The following is a 25,989-nucleotide window of genomic DNA, read 5'->3' as shown; positions in this document are numbered from 1 at the left end:
CCTGGGTCCCGGTCAGATGAGGCCGAGGCCGCGGACCGCCTCGCGCTCCTCCTCGAGCTCCTTGACGGAGGCGTCGATGCGGGCGCGGGAGAACTCGTTGATCTCCAGGCCCTGGACGATCTCGTACTTCCCGTCCTTCACGGTGACCGGGAAGGAGGAGATCAGGCCTTCCGGGACGCCGTAGGAGCCGTCCGACGGGATGCCCATGGAGGCCCAGTCGCCGTCGGCGGTGCCGTTGACCCAGGTGTACACGTGGTCGATGGCGGCGTTGGCGGCGGAGGCGGCCGAGGAGGCGCCACGGGCCTCGATGATCGCGGCACCGCGCTTGGCGACGGTCGGGATGAAGTCCTCGGCCAGCCACTTCTCGTCGTTGACGGCCTCGGCGGCGTTCTTGCCGGCGACCGTGGCGTGGAAGATGTCGGGGTACTGGGTGGCGGAGTGGTTGCCCCAGATCGTCAGCTTCTTGATCTCGGAGACCGGGACGCCGGTCTTCTTCGACAGCTGGGTCAGCGCGCGGTTGTGGTCCAGGCGGGTCATGGCGGTGAACCGCTCGGCGGGCACGTCCGGGGCGGCGGCCTGGGCGATCAGGGCGTTGGTGTTGGCCGGGTTGCCGACGACCAGGACCTTGATGTCGTCCGCGGCGTGGGCGTTGATGGCCTGGCCCTGCGGCTTGAAGATGCCGCCGTTGGCCTCGAGGAGGTCACCGCGCTCCATGCCCTTGGTACGCGGGCGGGCGCCCACGAGGAGCGCGACGTTGGCGCCGTCGAAGGCCACGTTCGGGTCGTCCGTGATGTCGATGCCCTGCAGGAGCGGGAACGCGCAGTCGTCCAGCTCCATGGCCGTGCCCTCGGCGGCCTTCAGCGCCGGGGTGATCTCCAGCAGGCGCAGCCTGACCGGCACGTCCGCGCCGAGCAGCTGGCCGGAGGCGATGCGGAAGAGCAGGGCGTAACCGATCTGGCCGGCCGCGCCGGTGACGGTGACGTTCACGGGAGTGCGAGTCATGGCGTTCTCCGTATGACAGCTGGCGGTGGGGCGGTCCCTGCCCCGGGGTGCGGGATCCCGCTCCGGCTCGTGACCGGCGTCCACCACGATGATCGATCATCGGTTCGAATGATCGATCTCTTGGCGTCAAGAGAGATCCAGCGGTCAGGCTATCGCGCATCCACGACGGCGGACGGCCGGGCTCCCTGTGGCCCGCCCCACAGAGTGACGGTCCCGGTACGCGGGCGGTCCGGACGGGCACACGAAAGGGCGGCCGTCCCGTCCGGGAGAGGTGGGGACGGGCCGGCCGCCGTCGGGGACCGACCGTGCCGGACTCCCGTGGGGGTACTTCTCGCGTGCCCGTCTTTCGCCGCGTCATGCGCGTCCCCACGCTTTCCCCACATGTATGAACCCGTACGGCCCCGTGCGCGCGACGCGACGCGGCGCGCCGGGCCGGGCGCGGGGACGCTACTCGGTGCAGCCCTTCTCGCCGGTGGCGGCCAGTACCGCGCACGCCTTCGCGTCCGCCGCGTCCTCGACCGGCACCATCGGGGTGTACGCCACCGTGTCGCCGGCGGCGGTGATGCTGTCGCTCTGCTTCTTGGCCGTGCCCGCGCCGACCTCGACCCTGTCCCCCTGCGCGCCCTGGGTGATGCGTCCCCAGGCCGCGGCACAGGTCTCGCTGTAGCGGACCTCCACCGTGACGGTGCCGACGGTCGCGGTCCCGGTCGTGGTCACCAGGTCGCCGCTGCACCCCATGACCTCGGCGTCCTTGCCCGCGCAGCTGTCGCCGCTGCACTTCACGCCGGGGGGCAGGTCGACAGGGGCGGTGGCGGTGGGCGAGGGGGACTTCCGGGCCTCGTCCTTGCCCTTGTCGTCCTCGGTGCCGGTGACGTAGAAGGCGGCGGCGATCACCACCAGCGCTCCCACCGCTCCGGCGATGAACGTCGACGTCCGCCGCTTGCCGCCGGAACGTCCGGAGCCGTCCGGGCGGCCCTGCCCGGACGCGTCCGGGGACGGCGCGCCGTACGCGCCCGAGGGCGGTGCGCCGTACGCGCCCGGTGAGCGCTCGCCCACGGGAGGGGGTACGGTCCCGGCTCCGGAACCGCGACGGCCCGGCTGCGGCGACCCGGCGGGGGCGGCGACCCCCCAGGAGTTCGTCCCGGGCGAACCGTCCCGCACGCCGCCGGTGGCGTCCCGCACGTCCGAGGCGGTCGGCTGCGGCGGCACGCTCGCCGCGACCCCGGCCGGCCCCGCGGCCCCGCCCTTGCGGGCGGACCCGCCGCCGGAGCCGGAGGACGGGCCGGCGACCTCGCTGAGCGCGGCGCGCGCCTGCGAGATCCGGATCGCCTCCATCGTCATGTCGTGGCGCATCTCCGAGCGGCTCCAGGCGCGCTCGGCGAGCTCCCACATGGTGGTGAGGTGCATCGGGTTGGTCCCGGTGACCTCGGCCAGGGCCACGATCGCACCCTTGGGCGCGAGCAGCCGGCCGTTCAGATAACGCTCCCAGGACGTCTTGCTGTAGCCCGTGCTGTCGGAGACCGACGCGACGCTCAGACCGCTGCGGTCCACGACCCTTCTGAGCTGGCTCGTGAACTCCCTGATCTGTGGATCGAGCTCATCCGGCAAGGCCTTCCAACGAGGCATTGCTTCCCCCCTCTTCCCCCCGGTTGGTGCTGGTCGTTCCCTCGTGCATGGTGCCCCTCGCCGAGTCCCCGTTGTGGCTACCCACGAGGATGTCGCCAGGCAGGGTCTCAGTTCCCGGAGCGGGGGCGCACGGGAGCATCAGGGCCGCGGGCGGGCGCCGTCACGCGCCCGCTCACTCGCGGTCCAGTGTCCCATCGGTCGCCCCCTCGGCCGAACGGAACCAGGCACCCGCAGCGGGACGTTCGGACCGTCCCGTTTGTTCACGCCGGTCCACTGTCCCACTACTTCGTCGCACAAGCGCGTGTTTGTCAATACATCGACACCACTCGGTCACATACGGAGCCGTCACAGCGCTGTACGGGGATTCCGGAGGCGTAGCGGAACGGTCACTTCCGTGCCACAGCGGCCGGACAGCCGTTGAACGGGTCCTTCGCCGTGCAGGAGTGTGGTGCGGGGCGGCGGCCCGTCCTCTCACGGGGGTGAGGACGGGCCGCCGTGCACAGCGCTTCGCCTCCGGCTAACCGTCGACCGTGAAGTGCAGCGTGTCCTTCAGGAACGGGATCTCCAGCAGCGGGTTCGGCTGCACCATCAGCGCCAGCAGCGCGATCGCCAGGCCCAGCCCGCCGTACGTGACGATGTCCGTGAAGCGGGAGCGCACCGCGAGCATGCCGACGTCCGGCACCAGCCAGCGCAGTACGGCCCCGGCCAGCAGGGCCACGCCGACCAGCAGTGTGCCCAGCCGGAACTGGTCCAGCGCGGTCAGCAGCAGCCCCAGTCCGACCGCGAGCAGCACGGCGAGGATCGGCCACTGCCGGGCGGGCGCGGGGGCGTCGCGGGGGGCCGCCCGGCCACCGCCCTCGGGGCGCGCGGTGTCCCTGGTGAACAGGGGGAACCGGCGGGTGGCGCGGCGCGGCCTGCCCTCGGCGTCGGGCGCGCTGACGGGGTCACGGACCGTGATGTCCTCGGCCCGCTCCTCGGCGGCGTCCGGTATGTCCGTGGCGTCCGGTGCGTCCGCGGCGTCCGCGGCGTCCGTGGCGTCCTTGGAGTTCCGCTCAGCCGACACTGCGCTCCGCCGCCTCGACCACGTTGACCAGCAGCTGGGCCCGGGTCATCGGGCCGACGCCGCCGGGGTTCGGGGCGACCCAGCCGGCCACCTCGGCCACACCCGGGTGGACGTCGCCCATGATCTTGCCCTCGGCGTTGCGGGAGACACCGACGTCGAGGACGGCCGCGCCCGGCTTGACGTCCTCGGGACGGATCAGATGGGCGCTGCCCGCGGCGGCCACGATGATGTCCGCGCGCCGGAGGTGGGCCGACAGGTCGCGGGTGCCGGTGTGGCACTGGGTCACCGTGGCGTTCTCGCTGCGCCGGGTCAGCAGCAGGGGCATCGGGCGGCCGATGGTCACGCCGCGGCCGACGACCACCACCTCGGCGCCCTTGATCTCCACGCCGTGGCGGCGCAGCAGCGTGATGATGCCGTTGGGGGTGCAGGGCAGGGGGGCCGGCTCGTTGAGGACGAGACGGCCGAGGTTCATCGGGTGGAGGCCGTCGGCGTCCTTGCCCGGGTCCATCAGTTCGAGGATGCGGTTCTCGTCGATGCCCTTGGGCAGCGGCAGCTGCACGATGTAACCGGTGCAGGCGGGGTCCTCGTTCAGTTCGCGGACGACCGCCTCGATCTCCTCCTGCGTGGCCGTGCCCGGCAGTTCGCGCTGGATGGAGGCGATGCCCACCTGGGCGCAGTCGCGGTGCTTCCCGGCGACGTACTTCTGGCTGCCGGGGTCCTCCCCGACGAGGATCGTGCCGAGGCCGGGCGTGACGCCCTTCTCCTTCAGCGCCGCCACGCGGGCGGTCAGATCGGACTTGATCTCGGCTGCGGTGGCCTTGCCATCGAGAATCTGGGCGGTCATGGCCCCATCCTCGCGGATGACCGGGCCCTGGTTCCAATCCGCCCGCATTCCGGGCGGCCGCGGCGCCCCCGGATCACGTACCGCCCGTTTCCGGTGAAGATCGTGATGTTGCACTTGCACAACACATACGGCCTGCGCCTGGACAAGGAAAGGAACGGTCAAGAACGATGGGAGCACAGTGCCGCGGGCAGAACCGGGGGGACGGACCGCATCTGTAGAACTTCCTCCGTGCCGAGCCTCGCGTCGTCCCCGCACCTGAAGCGCAACGGAGGAAGAACCGCCATGAGTTTCGGCGACCCGAACAACCCCTATGGTGCCCCGCAGGGTCAGCCGCCCGGCTACGGCCACCCGCAGCAGCCCGGCCAGCCCTCCTACGGATACCCCTCGGCCCCGCCCATGCAGCCCTACGGCCAGCCCGCCCCGCCGGTGTTCATGCCCGGCGGTGTCAAGGCCGCGCGCGTGATGCTGTACGTGCTCGGCGGCTTCCAGGTGCTCGGCGGGGTGCTGATGATGGCCGCCAGCGCCTGGTTCGCCGATTACTTCGAGGACATCGCCTCCTCCGAGCCGACCATCTCCGCCGAGGACGCGGACACCGTCGCCAGCGTCGGCGCCGGCGTCATGATCGCGATCGGTGTCATCGTGCTGGCGTTCGCGTTCTGGGCGATCTTCACTGCCGCCAAGTTCTCCAAGGGCCGCGGCGGCGTGCGCGTCTCCGCCATCGTCTACGCCTCGCTGGTCACGCTGTTCAGCGTCATCAGCCTGCTCGCCACCAACATATTCGCGCTGGTCAGCCTGGTGCTCGGCATCCTGATCATCGTGTTCTGCGCCAACAGGAACGGCGGGTACTGGTTCAACCGCCCGCAGTACTGAGCCGGCTCCGGCCGACACACACCAGGGCCGTGTCCCACCCGCACGAGGGGGACACGGCCCTGACACGTCCGGGACCACCGGCCCGGACCCTCACACCCGGCTCGCCCCGCACCGTCCCGGCACGGACGACGAGTCGGGCCGCGGCACCACGACCGGCAATGACGGCGCGTCAGGGCTGCCGGGTTGCGGCAGTGATCCTCGGTCCGGAATGGTGAAAGGATGTTCGAGACGGCACTCGTCCGTCTTCCGTGAAGACCCTTACCCAGAAGGCAGGTTCACGCATGAGACTGACCCACGGTGTTCTGCTGGCGGCCGCCACCGCGCTGACGCCGGCCCTCCTCCTCACCGGCCCGGCCTTCGCCGCGGACGCGGCGCCCGCTCCCGTCGCCGTCACGGCGGCGGCCGACCCCGGTACGCCGGTGGACGAGATGTCGGAGGAGGAGCTGCGTGCCGCCATCGCCGGCATCCTGGCCGACCCGGACTCCGGCAGGGGCGTCGAGCGGGAGGCGAACGAGGCCCTCGACGGCACCGTGGAGGACATGCGCGAGTTCCTGAGGACCGGCTACCGCCTGGCCCAGTTCGAGGACGACAAGGTCGCCATCGTCACCATCCTCGGCAAGCCCTACGCCGGAAAGCGCGTCAAGCAGGAGATCAACGCACTCCTCGACGCACCCACCCCCGAAAAGCTCCGCACCTGGCTGGAGACCGGCTACCGGCTCGCCCAGTTCGAGGACGACAAGGTCGCCATCGTCACCATCCTCGGCAAGCCCTACGCCGGAAAGCGCGTCACGCGGGAGATCAACGCACTCCTCGACGCACCCACCCCCGAAAAGCTCCGCACCTGGCTGGAGTCCGGCTACCGCCTCGCGCAGGCCGAGGACGACCGGGTCGCCGTCTTCCGCATCCTCGCCGACCCGGACATCAGCGACGCGCTCCGCGCGGCGGCCGAGGCGGTCGTCGACGGTACGCCCGAGGAGCTGCGGTACTTCCTCGAGGTCGGCCAGTACGAGGTGGACAAGTAGGACTTCCGTCCGCCCGGCCGCCGATACGGTCGGCCGGGCGGACGGACCCGTCAGTGGAAGAAGTGGCGCGTGCCCGTGAAGTACATGGTCACGCCCGCCTTCTGCGCGGCCTCGACGACCTGCTCGTCGCGGACCGAACCGCCGGGCTGGACCACGGCCTTCACGCCGGCCGCGGTGAGGATCTCCAGCCCGTCGGGGAACGGGAAGAACGCGTCCGAGGCGGCGTAGGAACCGGCCGCGCGCTCGGCGCCCGCCCGCTCCACCGCCAGCTTCGCGGAGTCGACGCGGTTGACCTGGCCCATGCCGACGCCGACGGAGGCGCCGTCCTTGGCGAGCAGGATCGCGTTGGACTTCACCGCGCGGCAGGCCCTCCAGGCGAAGGCCAGCTCGGCCAGCTCCGCCTCGCTCAGCGCCTCGCCGGTCGCGAGGGTCCAGGTGGCCGGGTCGTCGCCCTCGGCCTGGAGGCGGTCGGTGACCTGGAGGAGCGCGCCGCCGTCGATCGGCTTGACCTCGACCGGGTGGTCGGGGCGGCCCGGGGCACGCAGCACGCGGATGTTCTTCTTCTTGGCGAGGGCCTCCAGCGCGCCGTCCTCGTAGTCGGGCGCGACGATGACCTCGGTGAAGATCTCGGCGACCTGCTCGGCCATCTCCTTCGACACCGGGCGGTTGACCGCGATCACGCCGCCGAACGCCGACAGCGGGTCGCAGGCGTGCGCCTTGCGGTGCGCCTCGGCGACGTCCGCGCCGGTCGCGATGCCGCAGGGGTTGGCGTGCTTGATGATCGCCACGCACGGCTCGTCGTGGTCGTACGCGGCACGGCGCGCGGCGTCCGTGTCCGTGTAGTTGTTGTACGACATCTCCTTGCCGTGCAGCTGCTCCGCCTCGGCCAGACCGCCCGTGCCCGCGGTGTAGAGGGCGGCGGGCTGGTGCGGGTTCTCGCCGTAGCGCAGGGTGCGGGAGCGCTCCAGGCTGGTGGCGAGGAACCCGGGGAACGGCGAGTCGTCGGCGGGCGCGTAGGCGGAGGCGAACCAGGTGGAGACGGCGATGTCGTACTCGGCCGTGTGCCGGAAGGCCTCCGCGGCGAGCCGCTTGCGGGTGGCGAGGTCGAAGCCGCCGTCCTGGACCGCGGCGAGGACGTCCGCGTAGCGGGCCGGGCTGGTGACGACGGCGACCGAGGGGTGGTTCTTGGCGGCGGCGCGCACCATGGACGGGCCGCCGATGTCGATCTGCTCCACGCACTCGTCGGGCGAGGCGCCGGAGGCGACGGTCTCGCGGAACGGGTAGAGGTTCACGACGACGAGGTCGAACGGCTCCACGCCCAGCTCGGCGAGCTGGTTGCGGTGGTCCTCCAGGCGCAGGTCGGCGAGGATGCCGGCGTGGACCTTGGGGTGCAGGGTCTTGACGCGGCCGTCCAGGCACTCGGGGAAGCCGGTGAGCTCCTCGACCTTGGTGACGGGGACGCCCGCGGCGGCGATCCTCGCGGCGGTGGACCCGGTGGAGACGAGCTCCACGCCGGCCTCGTGCAGGCCGCGCGCGAGGTCCTCGAGGCCGGTCTTGTCGTAGACGGAGACGAGCGCCCGTCGGATGGCCCGCTTGTTGCTCTCGGCGGTCACTGGATAACTACCTTTCGTCCCTCAATGCGGTAGCCGTTGCGGGCGAGGAGCCCCACGACCTCGACGAGCAGCCTTCGCTCGACGTCCTTGATGCGCTCGTGCAGAGCGCTCTCGTCGTCCTCGTCCCGGACCTCCACCACGCCCTGCGCGATGATCGGTCCGGTGTCGACGCCGTCGTCGACGAAGTGGACGGTGCAGCCGGTGACCTTGGCGCCGTACGCGAGCGCGTCCCGTACGCCGTGGGCCCCGGGGAAACTGGGCAGCAGGGCGGGGTGGGTGTTGACGATCCGCCCGCCGAAGCGTGCGAGGAACTCCTTCCCCACGATCTTCATGAACCCGGCGGACACCACGAGGTCGGGTTCGTGGGCGGCGACGGCCTCGGTGAGCGCCGCGTCCCACTCCTCGCGGGTGGCGTGGTCCTTGACCTTGCAGACGAAGGTCGGCAGTCCGGCGCGCTCGGCGCGGGCCAGTCCCTCGATGCCCTCGCGGTCGGCGCCGACGGCCACGACCTCGGCCCCGTACGCCTCGGCGCCGACGGCGTCGATCTCGTCGAGGAGCGCCTGGAGGTTGGTGCCGGATCCGGAGACCAGCACGACGAGACGCCTGGCGCGCTCGGCCACGGGCTTGGCGGCCACGGTGGGGCCCTTTCTCGGGGAGCGTCCGTGCGGTCGACGGCACAGCGCTTTGTGTATTCGTACGAATGCTTCGGTCCCCCGGATACGGGGAAGCCTACGAAGCGGCCGACCGTCAGCAACGATACCGGCACACCGGGCGGCCCCCACGGGACGGGGGCGTGGCCGGAAGGTAGCGTCTGGGAGGAGCCGGTCCTGGAACGTCGGGGCGCGTGGGAACGCGAACCGCGCACCGGGCGTTCACAGGATGACGGACCCGGGCCACGACAGAGCCGACGGGAACGCGCCGGTTCACCAGCCCAGTCGTAGTCGATACGTCGTGCGAGGCGGTCGCGCCGGACCACGCCGTGTTTCATTAAGGGGAAGACGCTCACTTGATGCCGGACCGCAGCCCGCGACTTCTCACGTTCCCCCAGCAGTCCGCCCGGGGAGGAGAGCGGGGCGCCGTGCTGCTGCGGGAGCGCCCCGCCTCGCCGCCCGACGCCTCCCGGGGTGACGACGGACGCCGCGGGGCCCAGGGCTCCCAGGAGCCGCAGGACGACAACCCGTTCGCGCCGCCGCCGGAGGGGGCCCCCGACCGGCCCTGGCAGCCGAGGCACCCGTCCGGCGAGGAGGGCGGCGACCGCCCCTCCTGGGGCCGGAACTGGAGCGACCGGCAGCCCGGCCGCTCCCCCGGCGGTTTCGGCGAGCGCCCGCGCGGCCCCGAGGGGCAGGGCGGCGGCGGCCCTCAGGGGCCCGGCATGCGCTGGGACCCCACGGACCCGGCCCAGCGCCGGGCGCGGTACGCCCTGTTGTCCGGCATGTGGGCCTTCTTCTTCGGCCTCTTCAGCTGGCCGTACGTCGCGCTGCTGCTGGGCGCGCTCGCCCTGTACTGGGGCATCAGCGCCCTGCGCGCCAAGCCCCGTGCGCAGGAGCCGGACGCCCAGGCGGCCGAGCCGAAGGGCCGCCCGCAGACCACGGCCGCGGTGAGCGGAGTGGTCACGGGGTCGCTGGCGCTCGCCCTGGTCGCCGCCTCCTTCACGGCCCAGCTGGTCTACAGCGACTACTACACCTGCACCGCTGACGCCCTCACCCAGGAGGCCCGCCAGTCCTGCGGCGACCTCCTCCCCGAGCAGCTGCGTGACCTGCTGGGCACGACCGACTGACCTGCGCGCTTCACTCCCGGGGGCCGGGCGGGGGCTCTTCCTCTCCGGGCGGGGGCTCCTCCTCCCGGGGCGCGGTGACCGCGTCCCGCACGCCGAACGGCATGTCCCAGTCCCACGGGCCGGACGCGGAGTCCCGTGTGCGGGCGGAGTCACCGGTGCGGTGGGGCGCGTCGGGGTCGTCGCGCGGGGGTGGCGGGACCGGCCGGCGGTGTACGGGCGGCATCGGCCTCGCCTCCTGTAGGGCACGGCGGTCCCGTGGTGCACCGGGCCCCGGTAGCCGGTCCCCGGGGGCGTCCTCGGGGGCGTCCTCGGACGAGCGGCGGCGCCAGGCGCGTACCGCCAGCGCCGCAGGGACCGCCACCGGCGTGAGCCACGCCAGCGCCGCGGCCCCCACCTGCCACCCCACCGGGCCGAACCGGGCGAGCGCGGCCGCCCCCAGCGGCCCGCCCGCGAGCGCGGCGAGCACGGACAGCAGGGCCGCGCACAGCACGGCCGCCAGTACCGCCGCCCCGGCGGTTCGGCCGCCGGTCCAGACCGGGGCGTGCGCCGGTCCGCTCCGCGCGGCGCCCCGTCCCACGAACCACCCCACCACCAGTCCGGCCGTCACCGGCAGGGCCGCCGCCGCCCAGTTCGGCGCGGTCCCCGCACCCACGTCCGGCACCGCCGCGAGCAGCGGGAACGGCGGCAGCGGCGGGGCGGGCGGGGAGGACAGCGGGGTCACCTGAGTGCCGGTGCCGAGGAGGAAGCCGGGGCCGAGGGCGTACGCCGCCGCCCACACCGCGGCGTTCGGCGTCAGCGTGACGCAGAGCAGCAGCACCGCCAGCCACCCCGACCAGCCCTCCGTCAACCGCAGGAACCCCCGCCCGGCCTCCTCGGCGTGCCATCCCAGCGACACCGCGAACAGCAGCGCCCCGCCACCGGCCAGCACCGTCGCCCCGGCCACCGCCGCCCGGGTCACGGCCCCGGGACGGCCGCCCGGTCCGAGGACCAGATGGCGCGCGCCCCTGGGCAGCACCGCGCCCAGCATCCGCTCCAGGGGTCCGCTCGGACGGCCGTACGCCGTCCACACCCCCGCCCCCGCGGCCGCTCCGGCGACCAGCGGCACGCACACCGTGGTCCCCCACGCCGGCCGCAGCCCACCGCCCGCGCAGGAGAGCACGGCGGGCGCGCCGACGGCGAGGTAGCCGAGGAGGACGCCCGCCCACACCGTACGGCCGGGGACGAGCGGGGCCTCGCCCCTCGCACTCCTCGCACCGCCCTCCCCCACGTCACGGGCCGCCCGGTGCAGCAGCAGCACCGGCAGCGCGAGCAGCAGCAGGGGCGGGACTCCCACGGGCGCGGGGACACCGGACAGCGTGTCGGTGCGGACCAGTTCGGCGCCGTGCGCCAGCAGCCACAGCGCCGCCGCGACGCGCAGGGCGCCGCCGGGCCCGCTGTCGGGGTAGGGCGAGCTGACCCACAGCAGGATCACGAGCACGGCGAACACCGCGAGTCCCAGTCCGGCCGCGAGGGCGCCGCCGAGGAGGCCGGGGACGAGCCCCGGCGGGCGGTCGCGCACACGGGCGAGCAGGGCGGCCGGCGTCGTACGGCGAGTGGTCGTCTGGGTCACGTCCGCCATGCTCCCAACGACACGCGCCTTCCCGTCGTAACGGGCAAAAAATGGCTGTGTCGCCCAATATACGTTTATGTACTTTTCTGGACGGAGGGGCTCCCCGTGACACGGAGCCCCACCACCCCGCTCCCCCCGCCCGGTGAACGCCGGCGCCTGCGCGAGACGGCCTCGCTGACGCGCCCTCAGCTCGCGAGGCGCATGGGCGTCCGGCCCGAGACGGTACGCGCGTGGGAGTCCGGCCGCAGCACACCCCACGGCCGGAGCCGGGAGGCGTACGCGAGGCTGCTGGCCGGCCTGGCGAAGGGGACCGCCGACGCGGGGACGCCGGAGTCCGTACCCGTCCGTCGGGAGAAGGAGGTCGCAGCGGTGGTGACGGTGTGTCTGGACAAGCCGGGCGGCGACGGCCGTCCCGAAGCGTTCGCGCAGGCACCCCCGCCGGACTCCGCCCCCTCCCCTGGCCTCACGCCCGCTCAGGCCTTCGACGACCTGTACTCCTTCTGCGCCCCCGCCCTCGCCCGGCAGGCCTACCTGCTCACCGGCCGCCGCGCGCTCGCCCGCGAGTCCGTGGAGCGGGCCTTCCAACTGGCCTGGGACCGCTGGCCCGAGGTGGCCCGGGACCCGGACCCGGCCGGCTGGGTGCGCGCGGCGGCGCACGAGTGGGCGCTCTCCCCGTGGCACCGGTTCCGCCGCCGTTACCGGCAGCCCGAACCACTGCCCTCTGAGGAGGACGACCGGGCGCTCCTGGAGGTGCTGCTGCGCCTCCCGCCGCCGTACCGCCGCACGCTCCTGCTGTACGACGGGGTCGGCCTCGGTCTGCCCGAGACGGCGGCGGAGACGGAGGCCAGCACCCGGGCGGCGGCCGGCCGGCTGACGTACGCGCGTGAGGCCGTCGCCGCCCGGCTCCCGGACCTGTCGGACCCGCGGGAGCTGCACCGGCGGCTGGCCGAACTGGCCTCCGCCGGGCGGCTGCGGGCGGCCGAGCCGCCGGTGGTGCGCGGCGGCAGCGAGCGCCGGGCCCGGTTCTGGACCCGGGCCGCCGTCGCGTTCACGGTCGCGTTGATCGGCACCACGGCGCTCACCCTGCGCACGGCCCCGACCCGCTACGAGCCGCCCGTGCCGCCGGGCGAGACGGTGCGGGGCGTTCCGCCGCGGGTGGCACCCGGTCCCTTGTCGGAGGAGGAGCGGGAGCTGCGCACCCGACTGCGGGAGAAGCTGCCGCGGGGCCCGGAGCGGCTGGCACCGCAGACACGGTGACCGGGGCACGGCAGCCGGAGGCGTGGCGACCGGAGGCGCGGTGACCGGGGCGGCTGGCACCGCAGGCGCGATGACCGAGGCGCGACAGCCGGAGGCGTGGTGACCGGGGCGGCTGGCACCGCAGGCGCGATGACCGAGGCGCGACAGCCGGAGGCGCGGTGACCGGGGCGGCTGGCACCGCAGGCGCGATGACCGAGGCGCGACAGCCGGAGGCGCGGTGACCGGGGCGTGACTACCGGAGCACGGTAGTTGGAGGCGCGGCAGCCGGGGCGCGACGGCCGGAAACGCGGTGACCGGAGGTGCGGTAGCCGGGACGCGGTGACCGGAGGCGCGGTGGCCGGGGGCGGAGACGACGGGGGGCCCGTCCCCCACTGCGGGGAACGGGCCCACCCGTACGGTGTCGCTCGGTGTCGCCTGCTCAGCCGGCGAGGATGGCGCGCGCCAGCTTCGCCGTCTCGGTCGGGGTCTTGCCGACCTTGACGCCGGCGGCCTCGAGGGCCTCCTTCTTCGCGGCGGCCGTGCCGGAGGAACCGGAGACGATGGCGCCGGCGTGGCCCATGGTCTTGCCCTCGGGCGCGGTGAAGCCCGCGACGTAGCCGACGACCGGCTTCTTCACGTTCTCCTTGATGAACGCCGCGGCCCGCTCCTCGGCGTCGCCGCCGATCTCGCCGATCATCACGATCAGGTCGGTGTCGGGGTCGGCCTCGAACGCGGCGAGCGCGTCGATGTGCGTGGTGCCGATGACCGGGTCGCCACCGATGCCGACGGCGGAGGAGAAGCCGATGTCACGCAGCTCGTACATCATCTGGTACGTCAGAGTGCCGGACTTCGAGACCAGGCCGATGCGGCCCGGCTTGGTGATGTCGCCCGGGATGATGCCGGCGTTCGACTGACCGGGGGTGATCAGACCCGGGCAGTTCGGGCCGATGATCCGGGTCTTGTTGCCCTTCTCCACGGCGTACGCGTAGAACGCGGCGGAGTCGTGCACCGCGATGCCCTCGGTGATGACGACCGCGAGCGGGATCTCGGCGTCGATGGCCTCGACGACGGCGGCCTTGGCGAAGGCCGGCGGGACGAAGAGGACGGACACGTTGGCGCCCGTCTTCTCCATCGCCTCGGCGACCGTGCCGAAGACCGGGATCTCGTTGCCGTCGATGTCGACGGACGTGCCGGCCTTGCGCGGGTTCACGCCACCGACGATGTTCGTGCCGTCGGCCAGCATGAGCTTGGTGTGCTTCATGCCCGTGGCACCGGTCATGCCCTGGACGATGACCTTGGAGTCCTTGTTGAGGAAGATAGCCATGGCTGTGTAGTCCCTCGTCCCTTACTTCGCAGCAGCCGCGAGCTCGGCGGCCTTGTCGGCCGCGCCGTCCATGGTGTCCACGCGCTGCACCAGCGGGTGGTTGGCGTCGGAGAGGATCTTGCGACCCAGCTCGGCGTTGTTGCCGTCGAGACGGACGACGAGGGGCTTGGTGACTTCCTCGCCCTTGTCCGCGAGCAGCTGCAGCGCCTGCACGATGCCGTTGGCGACCTCGTCGCAGGCGGTGATGCCGCCGAAGACGTTGACGAAGACGGACTTGACGTCCGGGTCGCCGAGGATGATCTCCAGGCCGTTCGCCATGACGGCGGCGGAGGCGCCACCACCGATGTCGAGGAAGTTGGCGGGCTTGACGCCGCCGTGCGCCTCACCGGCGTAGGCGACGACGTCCAGGGTGCTCATGACGAGACCCGCGCCGTTGCCGATGATGCCGACCTCGCCGTCGAGCTTGACGTAGTTGAGGTTCTTCTCCTTGGCCGCGGCCTCGAGCGGGTTGGCCGACGCCTTGTCCTGGAGGGCCTCGTGCTCCGGCTGGCGGAACTCGGCGTTCTCGTCCAGGGAGACCTTGCCGTCCAGGGCGATGACGTCACCGGAGGCGACCTTGGCCAGCGGGTTGACCTCGACGAGGAGGGCGTCCTCGGCGACGAAGGTCTTCCACAGGGTGACCAGGACGTCGGCGACCTTGTCGGCGACCTCGGCCGGGAAGTTCGCGGCCTCGACGATCTCGCGGGCCTTGGCGGGGGTCACACCCTCGTTGGCGTCGATCGGGGTCTTGGCGACGGCCTCGGGGCGGGTGGCCGCCACCTCCTCGATCTCCATGCCGCCCTCGACGGAGGCGATGGAGAGGAAGGTGCGGTTGGCACGGTCGAGGAGGAAGGAGACGTAGTACTCCTCGACGATCTCCGGGGCGGTCTCGGCGATCATCACCTTGTGGACCGTGTGGCCCTTGATGTCCATGCCGAGGATGTTGGTCGCGTGCTCGACCGCCTCGTCGGGGGTGGCGGCGAGCTTGACGCCACCGGCCTTCCCGCGGCCACCGACCTTCACCTGGGCTTTGACGACGGACTTGCCGCCGAGACGCTCAGTGGCTGCGCGGGCTGCCTCAGGCGTGTCGATGACTTCACCGGCCAGCACCGGTACATCGTGCTTGGCGAAGAGGTCCCTCGCCTGGTACTCGAACAGGTCCACGCGCTTCCGTCCCTATCAGTGATCTCGCGGTTCGTTGGATGCGTGGGCGTGCCGCGAAGGGCAACGTGACGTCCGCTGTGTCACAAGGGAGGCGCACACGGTGTCCGAGCGCGCGGCATGTCCGTCTCGCAGGTTATCTCCGCATGGGTGACCTCTCTAAATCGCGCGTCACACGTGAGCGGTGATACCTGTCACATGATGCCGCCATCTCTGGCACGGCGTGCCGGACGTGAGGGGCCTCACCGGGCTGGGGTTGGCCCGGTGAGGCCCTGTCGAACAGCCCGGAGGGGCGGTGAACGCCCTGTTCTCCGGGATGCGGGGTGACCGGGTCCCCACCCCAATGGGGGCCGGTCGCCCCTCCACGAGGTTCCGGCCGGACAGACCGACGGCTTTCGGCTGTCCGGGTCCTGATGCCCCGCGGAGTCCTTCGCCACCTGTGCGTCAGGTGCGGATGGGGGCGCGGGCGTGTGCGCGTGCGGCCGGACCGGCGTGAGGGGTCCGCGGCGGCTTCGCCTCCGCCGGGACACGGAGGTGCCCGGGCGGGCGGGCCGCCGCGCCGCCCCCGCGCGCACGCGTCCGCGGCGAGGGAGGGGGGGTTCCTAGGCGGGTGAGACCGGGACGTCCCGGTACGGGGCACGCGTACCGGCCGCCTCGGCGCGCACGGTGTCGCCGGGTACGAGCCGGAGCGGCGGCCGGTGGTGCGCGGTGACGGCGCACGCGTCACCGTGCCGCGGCGCGCCGTGGTCCGCGGCCGGGCGGTTGCCCGTCGTGCCGTCCGGCTGACCGGCGGGGGCGCCGGGAGCGTGCGGTGCGGGGGCCGGGCCGGCGTCCACGACGTGCACGGCGTCCCGCGCGGGCCGATGTCCCCGGTCCACGCGGGTCGCGAGGCCGGCACGGACGAGCGCCGGGCCGTGGGCTCCGGGGCCCGCGGCCCGCTCCGGGGGCCCGGACGGTCCGTCCGGCCCCTTCGGCCCGTCCTGGGCGTCCTCGTCCTGCCCGGGCGCGCCGGACGGCGGTGCCGAGGTGTCCGGTCTCGGGGCGGACGTGCCCGGCAGCGGGGCGGGCGTGCTCGGCTCGGGGAGCGTCTGCTCCGGCGCGTCGGGCAGGTGCGGGAGCTCCGGCAGCGGTACGGGCTGCTCCGGGGCGGGAAGCGTGGGCAGGGCGGGAAGCGCGGGGAGGGCAGGGAGCGCCGGCAGCTCCGGGAGTCGCCCCGGTGTCACCTCGTACGGCCGGTCGGTCACCGCGCCGACCAGGTCCCCGACCGGCCGTACGATCCGCTCGTCCACGGACCGGACCACCGTCTCGGCCGACGGGAGGACCGGATCGGTCACGTCGGGGCGCGGCACGGTGAAAGCCTCGACGACCGGCGCGAGGCCGCTCGGGCCGTGCTCGGTGCCCGAGCCGGTCGACACCGAGGACCCGAGGGTGGAGGGGATCCGCTCGACCGGCCCGCCGTCCGCCGCCCGCGCCCGCTCCCCGCACAGCACGCCGAGCACGAACACCGCGCCCACCAGCAGCGCCAACAGGACCGCACGCCGCCCCGCCGCCGTGCGCATCGCGCGCAGAGCGGCACCGGGCAAGGCTGCTGACCGGATCAAGAGGGGCTGGTCCTCCCGGACGACGGGACGGCTGAACGGTTGAACGAGGGACGGCTGAACGACGGGACAACTGGACGGCTGGACGACTGGGGACGCTTCACGGGTCCTTCATCGAACGGCGCCGATCCTTGCACGTGACTCCCGAGGTCGCGCAAGCCCTCCGTTACCGATGGGTACTCATGTCCGTTTTCACCGGCCCGAGTCCGCTCCTCACGCCGTGTCCGGTATCGGCAACGGCCGCTTCTCGATCGCCGCCGCCATCACCTCCGGGAACAGGTCGGGTGTGCAGGCGAACGCCGGTGCGCCCAGCGCGGCGAGCGCCGCCGCGTGCTCCCTGTCGTACGCGGGCGCCCCCTCGTCGGACAGCGCGAGCAGCGTCACGAACCGCACGCCCGACGCCTTCATCGCCGCCACCCGCTTGAGCATCTCGTCGCGTATCCCCCCTTCGTAGAGGTCGCTGATCAGCACGACCACCGTCTCCGCCGGCCGGGTGATCCGCGCCTGGCAGTAGGCCAGCGCCCGGTTGATGTCCGTACCGCCGCCGAGCCGGGTGCCGAAGAGGACGTCGACGGGGTCGTCGAGCCGGTCGGTGAGGTCGACGACCGCCGTGTCGAAGACGACGAGCCGGGTGTCGACCGACCGCATCGACGCGAGCACCGCCCCGAACACCGACGCGTACACGACGGACGCCGCCATCGATCCGGACTGGTCGACGCAGAGGACGACCTCCTTCCGCACCGACCGCGAGGCACGCCCGTGGCCGACGAGCCGCTCGGGCACGACCGTCCGGTGCTCCGGCAGGTAGTGCTTGAGGTTGGCGGCGATCGTGCGGTTCCAGTCGATGTCGTGGTGGCGGGGCCTGCTGACGCGGGCGCTGCGGTCGAGGGCGCCGGTGAGGGTGGCCCGGGTGCGGGTGGCGAGCCTCTTCTCCAGGTCCTCGACGACCTTGCGCACGACCGCCCGTGCCGTCTCCTTCGTCGTCTCCGGCATCGCCTTGTCGAGCGACAGCAGCGTGCCGACGAGGTGGACGTCGGCCTCGACGGCCTCCAGCATCTCCGGTTCCAGCAGGAGCGTGGCGAGGTCCAGCCGGTCGATGGCGTCGCGCTGCATGACCTGGACGACGGAGGAGGGGAAGTAGGTCCGGATGTCCCCGAGCCAGCGGGCCACCGACGGTGCCGACGCGCCGAGCCCCGCCGAACGGTCCCGGCCCGCCCGCGGCGCGTCCCCCTTGCCGTAGAGCGCGGCGAGCGCCCCGTCCATCGCGGCATCCCGCCCGGACAGGGCGTGTCCGGTCCCGTCGGCCGGGTCGCCGCCGAGCACGAGCCGCCAGCGCCGCAGGCGCTCCCGCGCCGGGTCCGTCGTCGTGGCCGCCTCGCCCCGTGTGTCCGTCATCCCGTCACCTCCGCCCGTCCGTCGCGCGCTTCCTCGTCCCCGTCCCTGTCCTCGTCCCCGTCCTCCCCGTCCGGCCCGAGCAGCAGCCGCAGGACCGGCAGCACGGCGTCCGCGCGGGCGGTGTCGGGGTCGGGGGCGAAACCGGGGACGCCGGACACCGCGGCAGCCGTGCCGCCGCGTGCCCCCGGTCCGCGCCGGACCAGCTCACCGAGGGTGCGCCGCACCCCCGGCTCGTACGCCGAGAACGTCCGCCGCAGCAGCGGCAGCACGTCCGTGAACGCCTCCGCCGGTACGCCCGTCAGCCACGCGTCGACCAGTCCGAGCAGCCGCTCGTCGTGGACCAGGAGCAGTCCGCCGCCGGGACCGCCGCCGACGAAGCCCTCGATCCACGCGACCGCGTCCGCCGGCGGCGTGCCCGGTGACAGCACGAGCCCCATGAGCCGCGCCGCCTCGTCCCGCGGCAGCTCCCCGTCGTCCAGCAGCAGCCGCACGGACCGCCCCCGTATGACACCGGGCACGGTGTCCCGTGCGGACAGGGTCCGCAGCACCGACTGCCAGCGGGCGCGCAGCCTCCCGTGGCCCGGTGCGGGGGCGTCACCGAGGAGGCCCACCGCGCCGTGCACCGCGTCGACGTGGCGCCGCATCTCGTCGGCGGCGTCCGCGTCCAGCGCGGCGCAGGCCGGGGGCAGTCCGACGAAGACCCGCTCGGCGAGCCCGGCGGCGACCTCGGCCAGCGCCGCGGTGTCGGTGCCGCGCACGTCGCCGTAGCGCAATGAGCGGACCAGGGCGGGCAGCGCCTGGGCAAGGTGGCCGACGTCGGTGTCGAGGGCCGCCCGGTCGGTGAGGACCCGCATCACCGTGGGCAGCGCCTCGTGCAGGGAGGCCAGCAGGCAGCGCTCGGCGAGCCCGGTGACCTCGGCGAGCCCCCGCGCGCCGACGGCGTCCGCCTCCGCCTTCGCGGTCGCGGCGGCGCGTACGGTCGTCCCCCAGACCCCGGCCTCGGCGACCCGCACGGACAGCTCGGGCTCCCAGCGCAGCCGCCAGGTCTCCCGGAAGGTCCCCGTGCCGCCGCGTGCGGCGGCCGGCTCTCCCCAGCCGATGCCGAGCAGCCGCAGCCGGTGCAGCAGTCTGCCGCGCTCCGCGTCGGTCTCCTTGCGCAGGTCGAGCTCCAGCTCCCGCTCCCCGGCCTCGGGTTTCAGCCGCAGCCGGCGCTGGATCCGCGTGAGGTCCCGCTGCAGCGGGACGGCGGGTGCCGTCGCCGGCACCTCCCCGAGCACGTCGCCGACGACCAGCCGGTCGCGCACCAGTGCCAGCGGCACGTCGGAGCCCTCGCACATCACCGCCCGTACGGCGTCGGTCGTCTCGCTCAGGCCGGGCAGCGGGCGTCCGCGCAGCGCCGCGAGGGTCTCCGCCAGCCGTACGGCCTCGATGACGTGCGCGGGGGAGACGGTCTGGTCCTCGGCCCGCAGCAGCCCGGCCACCTTGGTCAGCCACCGCTCGACCGGCCGGTCCGGGGCGCCGAACAGATGCCCGTACCAGCCCGGGGAGTCGATGCCCGCGCCGTAGCCGCTCGTCCGGGAGAGCCTGCGGTGGGTCCAGGGCACCCAGGTCATGTCCGTCCTCACCTTGGGAAGCCCCTTCACCAGGGCGCGGTCGGCGGCGACGGTGGTCCTGTGCCGCAGCGCCGGCACGTGCCAGGCCCCGCAGACCACGGCCACGCCGTCCTCGAACTCCCGCCGCGCCGCCCGGACCCGCAACCGCATGTGCGCCTCGCGCACGAGGTCCCGCCGGTGCCCCCCGCTTCCGTACTCCTCCCGCAGCGCGGTCATGGCCTCCTCGAGCGCGGTGAACGGCGCGACCGCGTCCCCCTCGCCCACGCCCCGGTGCTCGACGACGTCCTCCCACCACCGCTCCGCGTCGTCGTACCCGGCGGCTTCGGCGAGCACCCCCAGGGGGTCGACCCGCACGTCCTCGTCGCCCGCGCCGGGTCCGGGGTCCTCGTCGTCCTCCCAGGCCAGGGTGTGCGCGGCCGGCAGGTCGATGAAACGGGCCGGAACTCCGTGCTCCAGCGCCCAGCGGAGCGCGACCCACTCCGGGGAGAACTCGGCCAGCGGCCAGAAGGCCGAGCGGCCGGGCTCGTCCACCGCGTGGGCGAGCAGCGCGACGGGCGGCCGCATGTCCTCCTCGGCGGCGAGCGGGAGCAGCGCGTCCGCCTCCGGTGGGCCCTCGATCAGCACGACGTCCGGCCGGGCCTCCTCCAGTACCGCCCGCACCGCCCGCGCGGACCCCGGCCCGTGATGCCGCACGCCGAGCAGCAGCGGCCCCGCGGTGTCCGCCTTCCTGCCGTCCATCCGAGTCCTTTCGTGGGTACCCCGCCTCCGGGCGGGGAAAAAATCAACCGCTGACCTCCCGGCAGGCCCGGTAGAAGTCCTTCCAGCCGTCGCGCTCGCGGACCACGGTCTCCAGGTACTCCCGCCAGACGACGCGGTCCGCCGCCGGGTCGCGGACGACCGCGCCGAGGATGCCCGCGGCGACGTCCCCGGCCCGCAGCACGCCGTCGCCGAAGTGGGCGGCCAGCGCCAGCCCGCCCGTGACGACGGATATCGCCTCGGCCGTCGACAGGGTGCCGCTGGGCGACTTGAGCCTCGTCCTGCCGTCGGTGGTGACTCCGTCGCGCAGCTCGCGGAAGACGGTGACGACCCGGCGGATCTCCTCGATGCCGTCGGGCACGGCCGGCAGGTCGAGGGAGCGGCCGATCTGGTCGACCCGCCGCGAGACGATGTCGACCTCCTCCTCCGGGGTCTCCGGCAGCGGCAGCACCACGGTGTTGAAGCGGCGGCGCAGGGCGCTGGACAGGTCGTTGATCCCCCGGTCGCGGTCGTTGGCCGTGGCGATCAGGTTGAAGCCGCGGACCGCCTGCACCTCCTGGCCCAGCTCCGGTATCGGCAGCGTCTTCTCCGACAGGATGGTGATCAGCGTGTCCTGGACGTCGGCCGGAATGCGGGTCAGCTCCTCGACGCGGGCCGTCATGCCCTCCGCCATGGCCCGCATCACCGGGCTGGGCACGAGGGCGTCGCGGCTGGGGCCGTGGGCGAGCAGCCGGGCGTAGTTCCAGCCGTAGCGGATGGCCTCCTCCGGGGTGCCGGCCGTGCCCTGCACGAGCAGGGTGGAGTCGCCGCTGACCGCGGCGGCCAGGTGCTCGGAGACCCAGGTCTTCGCGGTGCCGGGCACGCCGAGCAGGAGCAGGGCGCGGTCGGTGGCGAGGGTGGTCACCGCGACCTCGACGATGCGGCGCGGACCGATGTACTTCGGGGTGACGACCGTGCCGTCCGGCAGCGTGCCGCCGAGCAGGTAGGTGGCGACGGCCCACGGCGACAGCCGCCAGCGGGCGGGCCGGGGACGGTCGTCCTGGGCCGCGAGCGCGGCGAGTTCGGCGGCGAAGGCGTCCTCGGCGTGCGGTCGCAGCGTCCGTGTCTCCGCCGCCGTCGTGTCCGCGGGCGCGGAGCCGTCCCGGCTCGGGTCGACGGACGTCGGTTCAACAGAGACAGGCATGGTTGAGTCCCCCTCCAGCTCGGCCGGTTCGGATCTGCCACCAACCGTGCACCACGCCACTGACAATCGCTCTGACCTGCGTGAACGCTCCGGCCAGGGCGATTGTCAGTGCCGGGATCTAGTTTCGGTGGCATGACTGAGCAGGGGGTGCGCTGGACCGCGGACCAGGTGCTGGCACTGGCGCCTGACGCCGCGTCACGCGCGGCGGGAGGCCGGCTCGGCGCGGCCGGTCCGTGGTCCGGGACCGGCAGTTCGGGCGAGGGGACGGTGTGGGGTCTGTGCGCGGGCGGCGGGAGCACTCCGTACCGGACGGTCGTCGACGTCGCGGACGTCTCCGGGCCCGCGTACCACTGCAGTTGCTCGAGCCGTAAGTCCCCGTGCAAGCACGCGCTCGGCCTGCTGCTGCTCTGGTCGGGCGGGGACGGAGCGGTGCCGCGGGGCCGGGCGCCCGAGTGGGCCGAGCAGTGGATCGCGGGCCGGCGCGGGCGGGCGGGACGGGAGCGGGCCGAGGGCTCCCCGAGCTCCTCGGGTGCCGCCGGCCCGGAGGCGGCGCGGCGCAGGGCGGAGCGCCGGGCCGAGCGGGTGACGGCGGGCGCGGTGGAGCTGGAGCAGCGCCTGGCGGATCTGCTCCGCGGCGGCCTGGTGGCGGCCGCGGAGCAGTCGGGGGACGGGCTGTGGGAGGAGACGGCGGCCCGCATGGTCGACGCCCAGGCGCCAGGGCTGGCCGCCCGGGTGCGGGAGCTGGGGGCGCTCGCGGGCACCGGGCCGGGCGGGCCGGTGCGGCTGCTGGAGGAGTGCGCGCTGCTCCACCTCCTCGGCCGGGGCTGGCTGCGCCGGGAGCGGCTGCCGGAGGGCCTGGCCGCGACGGTCCGTTCCCGCGTCGGCCTGCCCGCGCCGGCGGACGGTCCGGCGGTACGGGACCGCTGGCTGGTCCTCGCCCAGTACGACACGGCGGACAGCCGGCTGACGACCCGCCGCGTCTGGCTGTACGGCACGGACTCGGGACGCACGGCGCTGCTTCTTTCCTACGGGGCGGCGGGCCGCGCCCCGGAGCTCGCGCTGCCGGTCGGGCTGGCCCTCGACGCGGAGCTGTCCGCGTACCCGGGCGCGGGGCAGCCGCGGGCGGCCCTGGGTGAGCGGTTCGCGCCGCCCGCCCCGACGGACGTACGGCCGCCGGGGACGACGACGGCCCGGGCGGCCGCCCGCTACGGCGAGGCGCTGCGCGACGACCCCTGGCTGGAATCGGTCCCGGTGACACTGGACCGGGTGGTACCGGCTCCGGACGGTGACGGCTGGCAGCTGGCCGACGCCGACGAGGACGCGGCCCTGCCGCTCACGCCGGCCGCGCGGTCCCGCCCCGGTCTGTGGCGTCTGGTCGCCCTGTCCGGCGGCGCCCCGGTCAAGGTCTTCGGCGAGTGCGGCCACCAGGGATTCACTCCGTTGGCGGCCTGGCCGGAGGGGCCCGGTGAGGCGGTGCCGCTGTGCTGAGCGGTGCGCTCGTCCCCGTTCCCGTCCACCTCGGGAATCTTTCGGACATCACTGGACACTCGGTGCGCGTGAGTCTTCGACCGTGCCGGGACGCCCGTCGGAAAGGAAGCTCATGAGCAGGACGACCACCACCGGGGGCGCCGCCCTCCCGGACTCCTGGGAGGAGCTGGTGACCACGGCCCTGCTGGGGACGGACCGGCGCACCCCGGCGGGCTCCGCGCCCGGGCCGGGCGCGCCGTCGGCCCTGCTGGACGCGGCGGCCGTGGCGACCGTACGGCGACGTGCCGGGCTGCGGCCGGCACGGGCCGCGGAGCGTCCGCGGCCGGCCCCCGAGGACCCGCGACCTCCGCTGCCGTCCGCCGCCGCGCGCCGGCTCACGATGCTGCTCGCCGACCGCCCCGGCGCCTCCGGCGGTGGCCGCCGGGGCGCGGCTCCGGACCTCATGGAGCTGCTGCCCCAGTGGCTGGCGGCGGCGAACGCCCGCGGTTTCGCGGCACCCCCGGCCGCGCTGCCCGCTCTGCTCGACGCCGCGCGGGGACGGACCGACCTGCGGCCGGCGGCGCTGCGGTTCGCGGGGCCGCGTGCCCTGTGGCTGGCCCGGTTCAACCCGGACTGGCGGTTCGCCCTGCGTTCCACACCGGGCGGGGGCCCGTCCGTGCCCCGCCTCCACGACACGGAGGGCGTACGGCGGCTCTGGCAGGAGGGCCTCTTCGCCGAGCGGGTCGCCCTCCTCACCGCCCTGCGCTCCCGCGAGCCGGCCACCGGGAGGGAGCTCCTCGCGGCGAGCTGGGCGACGGAGCGGGCGGAGGACCGCCTGATGTTCCTGGACTCGCTGCGCACCGGACTCGGCCCGGACGACGAGCCGTTCCTGGAGCGGGCCCTGGCCGACCGCAGCCGCAACGTGCGGGCGACGGCGGCGGAGCTGCTGTCGGCGCTGCCCGGCTCGGCGCTGGCGGAACGCATGGCGGTCCGGGCCGGGGCGTGTGTGGCCGTCGACCGCACGCGGGACACGCCGACGATCGTCGTCGAGGCGCCGCACGAATGCGACGCGGGCATGGAACGCGACGGCGTGGTGGCCAGGGCTCCGGCGGGCCGTGGCGAACGGTTCTGGTGGCTCGGCCAGTTGGTGGAGGCGGCGCCCCTGGGCAGTTGGTCGCGGCGGCTCGGCGGGCGTACGCCGCGGGAGATCGTGGCGCTGCCGGTGGCGGACGACTGGCAGGGCGAACTGCACGCGGCCTGGTGCCGGGCGGCGGTACGACAGCGCGATGCGGCGTGGTCCCGGGCGCTGCTCGGTGAGCCCTCCGCGCCGGAGGCGGGCGGCCCGGGGGCGGTGTCCCTGGCCGAACGCGCCAAGCTGCTCGGCACGCTGGACGCCGCCGAACGGGCCGCGTGGGTGGCCGGGTTCATCGAGACGCACGGCCTGTCCGAGGCGTTCCAGCTGCTCGGGGTGTGTGCCGTGCCCTGGGCCGCGCCGGTCGGACGGGCGGTGGTCGACGCGCTCAACATCGCGCGTGACGCAGGGAGTTATCCATGGAGTTTCAGCGGAGTCATGGGCCTGGCCGAACGCTGCCTCGACCCGTCCGAGGCCGGCCGCCTCGACGCGCTCCTGGCGGTACCGGACGAGCCGGAGGACGCGTCGCCCGGAGCCGGCGGCTACTGGTCGGAGGCCTTCCAGCGCCTGGTCACCACCCTGCGCCTGCGCGCGGCCATGCTCAAAGAACTGACCCCGCCCACTCCCTGACCCACCCCGCCGTCCCCACAGGCAGCCGCCCCGCCGTCCCCGCGGGCAGCCGCCCCGCCGTTCCCGCAGGCAGTCGCCCCGCCGTTCCCGCGGGCAGTCGTGCCGCTGGGGCGGCACGGGTGGGCGCGACGGCACCCGGTAAGCGCCGGGCAGCGCGACACACTCCCGCCCGGCACCGGCTCCGGGGTGCCGGGGCCGATGCCCCGGCCCGGACGCGGCGCGCGACGCGCCACGAGCGCGCCCTACGCCTCCGCGGGCTGCCGCACGTTCGCCCGCACCCAGTCCACGATGGAAGCCGTGGTGGCCCCCGGCGTGAAGATCTCCGCGACGCCCTTCTCCTTCAGCGGGGCGATGTCCGCCTCGGGGATGATCCCGCCACCGAAGACCAGGATGTCCGCCGCGTCCCGCTGCCGGAGCAGTTCGATGACGGCCGCGAAGAGCGTGTTGTGCGCCCCGGAGAGGATGGACAGGCCGATCGCGTCGGCGTCCTCCTGGATCGCGGTGTCGACGATCTGCTCGGGGGTCTGGTGAAGCCCGGTGTAGATCACCTCCATACCGGCGTCGCGCAGCGCCCGCGCGATCACCTTGGCCCCGCGATCGTGGCCGTCGAGCCCCGGCTTGGCCACCACCACGCGGATCGGACCGGCTGCCACACCCATCACTGCCTCCATGAAGCGACTACATCCATCCGTACCGACAAGTACCGCACACATCCGCCGTGCCGTACACGCCGCTCGGGCACCCCGGCCCGAACCGGCCGGAGAAGTGAACGAACGTTATCTCCAGCATCCCGCAACCGGCAGTTTCGCGGTGCGCGGCGAGGGGCAAATCACACGGAGGGACACGTTCACCGCGCAGCGTTCCCGGGCTCCGGGCCCCGCACACCGTGCGCCCGTGCACCACTCGGGCAACGGTGGGAACATGCGCACAAGGGATTCGTACCGAGGCCGCCGCACCGCCGCGCCCCCTCCACGCACCGTACGCGCGCACCGTCGACCGCTCTCGTAACGATTTCCCATGAGGGCACAC

20 protein-coding genes are annotated in these 25,989 nt (G+C 74.1%); 6 read left to right on the top strand and 14 right to left on the bottom strand.

Going from position 1 to position 25,989, the window contains the following annotated elements:
• Nucleotides 1–12 precede the first annotated feature (12 nt).
• The 4 genes from ACH5AO_RS08760 to ACH5AO_RS08745 all read right to left on the bottom strand — a co-directional run bounded on the left by ACH5AO_RS08760 (nucleotide 13) and on the right by ACH5AO_RS08745 (nucleotide 4,535).
• Complete coding sequence (locus ACH5AO_RS08760; protein WP_398923219.1) at nucleotides 13–1,002, bottom strand: malate dehydrogenase; 990 nt, start codon at nucleotides 1,000–1,002, stop codon at nucleotides 13–15.
• A 447-nt stretch (nucleotides 1,003–1,449) separates the two neighbouring features.
• On the bottom strand, nucleotides 1,450–2,628 hold the full coding sequence (locus ACH5AO_RS08755; RefSeq protein ID WP_398923217.1) for a DUF2690 domain-containing protein: 1,179 nt from the start codon (nucleotides 2,626–2,628) through the stop codon (nucleotides 1,450–1,452).
• A gap of 517 nt (nucleotides 2,629–3,145) precedes the next feature.
• Nucleotides 3,146–3,619 carry a DUF3017 domain-containing protein gene (locus ACH5AO_RS08750; protein ID WP_398923631.1) on the bottom strand — a complete coding sequence of 158 codons (474 nt, stop codon included), beginning with the start codon at nucleotides 3,617–3,619 and terminating at the stop codon, nucleotides 3,146–3,148.
• A 61-nt stretch (nucleotides 3,620–3,680) separates the two neighbouring features.
• Nucleotides 3,681–4,535 carry a bifunctional methylenetetrahydrofolate dehydrogenase/methenyltetrahydrofolate cyclohydrolase gene (locus tag ACH5AO_RS08745; protein ID WP_217128069.1) on the bottom strand — a complete coding sequence of 285 codons (855 nt, stop codon included), beginning with the start codon at nucleotides 4,533–4,535 and terminating at the stop codon, nucleotides 3,681–3,683.
• A gap of 282 nt (nucleotides 4,536–4,817) precedes the next feature.
• On the opposite strand from ACH5AO_RS08745, the gene ACH5AO_RS08740 reads away from it, so the two are divergent.
• Nucleotides 4,818–5,405 (top strand): proline-rich domain-containing protein, encoded by a 588-nt coding sequence (locus ACH5AO_RS08740; protein WP_398923215.1) that lies wholly within the window; start codon nucleotides 4,818–4,820, stop codon nucleotides 5,403–5,405.
• 281 nt (nucleotides 5,406–5,686) lie between these two features.
• Complete coding sequence (locus ACH5AO_RS08735; RefSeq protein WP_398923213.1) at nucleotides 5,687–6,427, top strand: ALF repeat-containing protein; 741 nt, start codon at nucleotides 5,687–5,689, stop codon at nucleotides 6,425–6,427.
• Between the two features lie 50 nt (nucleotides 6,428–6,477).
• On the opposite strand, the gene purH is transcribed toward ACH5AO_RS08735, so the two are convergent.
• Nucleotides 6,478–8,040, bottom strand: coding sequence for a bifunctional phosphoribosylaminoimidazolecarboxamide formyltransferase/IMP cyclohydrolase (gene purH / locus ACH5AO_RS08730; protein ID WP_398923211.1), 1,563 nt, complete (start codon nucleotides 8,038–8,040; stop codon nucleotides 6,478–6,480).
• Entirely contained in the window at nucleotides 8,037–8,675 is a 639-nt protein-coding gene (gene purN, locus ACH5AO_RS08725; RefSeq protein ID WP_398923209.1) for a phosphoribosylglycinamide formyltransferase, read from the bottom strand. Before purN ends, purH begins: the two co-directional genes overlap by 4 nt.
• A 374-nt stretch (nucleotides 8,676–9,049) precedes the next feature.
• Between purN and ACH5AO_RS08720 the strand changes: the two genes are divergently transcribed.
• Nucleotides 9,050–9,817 carry a hypothetical protein gene (locus tag ACH5AO_RS08720; RefSeq protein ID WP_398923207.1) on the top strand — a complete coding sequence of 256 codons (768 nt, stop codon included), beginning with the start codon at nucleotides 9,050–9,052 and terminating at the stop codon, nucleotides 9,815–9,817.
• A gap of 10 nt (nucleotides 9,818–9,827) precedes the next feature.
• On the opposite strand, the gene ACH5AO_RS08715 is transcribed toward ACH5AO_RS08720, so the two are convergent.
• Nucleotides 9,828–11,435: a DUF6350 family protein gene (locus ACH5AO_RS08715; RefSeq protein WP_398923205.1), complete on the bottom strand. Its 1,608-nt coding sequence runs from the start codon at nucleotides 11,433–11,435 to the stop codon at nucleotides 9,828–9,830.
• Between the two features lie 96 nt (nucleotides 11,436–11,531).
• Between ACH5AO_RS08715 and ACH5AO_RS08710 the strand changes: the two genes are divergently transcribed.
• On the top strand, nucleotides 11,532–12,683 hold the full coding sequence (locus ACH5AO_RS08710) for a helix-turn-helix domain-containing protein (RefSeq protein WP_398923203.1): 1,152 nt from the start codon (nucleotides 11,532–11,534) through the stop codon (nucleotides 12,681–12,683).
• A gap of 418 nt (nucleotides 12,684–13,101) precedes the next feature.
• On the opposite strand, the gene sucD is transcribed toward ACH5AO_RS08710, so the two are convergent.
• From sucD to ACH5AO_RS08680, 6 genes are all read right to left on the bottom strand, one after another.
• Nucleotides 13,102–13,986: a succinate--CoA ligase subunit alpha gene (sucD, locus tag ACH5AO_RS08705; protein WP_030871259.1), complete on the bottom strand. Its 885-nt coding sequence runs from the start codon at nucleotides 13,984–13,986 to the stop codon at nucleotides 13,102–13,104.
• 21 nt (nucleotides 13,987–14,007) lie between these two features.
• Nucleotides 14,008–15,189 carry an ADP-forming succinate--CoA ligase subunit beta gene (gene sucC / locus ACH5AO_RS08700; protein ID WP_398923201.1) on the bottom strand — a complete coding sequence of 394 codons (1,182 nt, stop codon included), beginning with the start codon at nucleotides 15,187–15,189 and terminating at the stop codon, nucleotides 14,008–14,010.
• Between the two features lie 599 nt (nucleotides 15,190–15,788).
• Nucleotides 15,789–16,769, bottom strand: a complete 981-nt coding sequence (locus ACH5AO_RS08695) for a hypothetical protein (RefSeq protein ID WP_398923199.1) — start codon at nucleotides 16,767–16,769, stop codon at nucleotides 15,789–15,791.
• A 228-nt stretch (nucleotides 16,770–16,997) separates the two neighbouring features.
• A complete protein-coding gene (locus ACH5AO_RS08690; RefSeq protein ID WP_398923197.1) occupies nucleotides 16,998–18,179 on the bottom strand; it encodes a VWA domain-containing protein in 1,182 nt (393 codons plus the stop codon).
• Nucleotides 18,176–20,530 carry a DUF5682 family protein gene (locus ACH5AO_RS08685; protein WP_398923195.1) on the bottom strand — a complete coding sequence of 785 codons (2,355 nt, stop codon included), beginning with the start codon at nucleotides 20,528–20,530 and terminating at the stop codon, nucleotides 18,176–18,178. The genes ACH5AO_RS08690 and ACH5AO_RS08685 overlap by 4 nt, the downstream gene beginning before the upstream one ends.
• 43 nt (nucleotides 20,531–20,573) lie before the next feature.
• Nucleotides 20,574–21,731 (bottom strand): AAA family ATPase, encoded by a 1,158-nt coding sequence (locus tag ACH5AO_RS08680; RefSeq protein ID WP_398923193.1) that lies wholly within the window; start codon nucleotides 21,729–21,731, stop codon nucleotides 20,574–20,576.
• 132 nt (nucleotides 21,732–21,863) lie between these two features.
• Here ACH5AO_RS08680 and ACH5AO_RS08675 point away from each other — a divergent pair, with 132 nt between their 5' ends.
• The gene (locus ACH5AO_RS08675; protein ID WP_398923191.1) at nucleotides 21,864–23,219 is read left to right on the top strand and encodes an SWIM zinc finger family protein; all 1,356 of its coding nucleotides are present in this window, start codon (nucleotides 21,864–21,866) and stop codon (nucleotides 23,217–23,219) included.
• Between the two features lie 112 nt (nucleotides 23,220–23,331).
• Nucleotides 23,332–24,960 carry a DUF5691 domain-containing protein gene (locus ACH5AO_RS08670; RefSeq protein ID WP_398923189.1) on the top strand — a complete coding sequence of 543 codons (1,629 nt, stop codon included), beginning with the start codon at nucleotides 23,332–23,334 and terminating at the stop codon, nucleotides 24,958–24,960.
• 242 nt (nucleotides 24,961–25,202) lie between these two features.
• On the opposite strand, the gene ACH5AO_RS08665 is transcribed toward ACH5AO_RS08670, so the two are convergent.
• Nucleotides 25,203–25,619: a cobalamin B12-binding domain-containing protein gene (locus ACH5AO_RS08665; RefSeq protein ID WP_030829691.1), complete on the bottom strand. Its 417-nt coding sequence runs from the start codon at nucleotides 25,617–25,619 to the stop codon at nucleotides 25,203–25,205.
• Nucleotides 25,620–25,989 lie beyond the last annotated feature (370 nt).

The organism is Streptomyces sp. NPDC018964 (assembly GCF_044390325.1).
Lineage (GTDB): Bacteria > Actinomycetota > Actinomycetes > Streptomycetales > Streptomycetaceae > Streptomyces.
This window is presented reverse-complemented; position numbering and strand designations above follow the sequence as displayed.

Bases quoted from the DNA above. Each gene is read 5' to 3' on its own strand.
- ACH5AO_RS08760 (WP_398923219.1), bottom strand. From the start codon at position 1,002: ATGACTCGCACTCCCGTGAACGTCACCGTCACCGGCGCGGCCGGCCAG.
- ACH5AO_RS08755 (WP_398923217.1), bottom strand. From the start codon at position 2,628: ATGCCTCGTTGGAAGGCCTTGCCGGATGAGCTCGATCCACAGATCAGG.
- ACH5AO_RS08745 (WP_217128069.1), bottom strand. From the start codon at position 4,535: ATGACCGCCCAGATTCTCGATGGCAAGGCCACCGCAGCCGAGATCAAG.
- ACH5AO_RS08740 (WP_398923215.1), top strand. From the start codon at position 4,818: ATGAGTTTCGGCGACCCGAACAACCCCTATGGTGCCCCGCAGGGTCAG.
- ACH5AO_RS08735 (WP_398923213.1), top strand. From the start codon at position 5,687: ATGAGACTGACCCACGGTGTTCTGCTGGCGGCCGCCACCGCGCTGACG.
- ACH5AO_RS08720 (WP_398923207.1), top strand. From the start codon at position 9,050: ATGCCGGACCGCAGCCCGCGACTTCTCACGTTCCCCCAGCAGTCCGCC.
- ACH5AO_RS08715 (WP_398923205.1), bottom strand. From the start codon at position 11,435: ATGGCGGACGTGACCCAGACGACCACTCGCCGTACGACGCCGGCCGCC.
- sucD (WP_030871259.1), bottom strand. From the start codon at position 13,986: ATGGCTATCTTCCTCAACAAGGACTCCAAGGTCATCGTCCAGGGCATG.
- ACH5AO_RS08690 (WP_398923197.1), bottom strand. From the start codon at position 18,179: ATGACGGACACACGGGGCGAGGCGGCCACGACGACGGACCCGGCGCGG.
- ACH5AO_RS08685 (WP_398923195.1), bottom strand. From the start codon at position 20,530: ATGGACGGCAGGAAGGCGGACACCGCGGGGCCGCTGCTGCTCGGCGTG.
- ACH5AO_RS08680 (WP_398923193.1), bottom strand. From the start codon at position 21,731: ATGCCTGTCTCTGTTGAACCGACGTCCGTCGACCCGAGCCGGGACGGC.
- ACH5AO_RS08675 (WP_398923191.1), top strand. From the start codon at position 21,864: ATGACTGAGCAGGGGGTGCGCTGGACCGCGGACCAGGTGCTGGCACTG.
- ACH5AO_RS08670 (WP_398923189.1), top strand. From the start codon at position 23,332: ATGAGCAGGACGACCACCACCGGGGGCGCCGCCCTCCCGGACTCCTGG.
- ACH5AO_RS08665 (WP_030829691.1), bottom strand. From the start codon at position 25,619: ATGGGTGTGGCAGCCGGTCCGATCCGCGTGGTGGTGGCCAAGCCGGGG.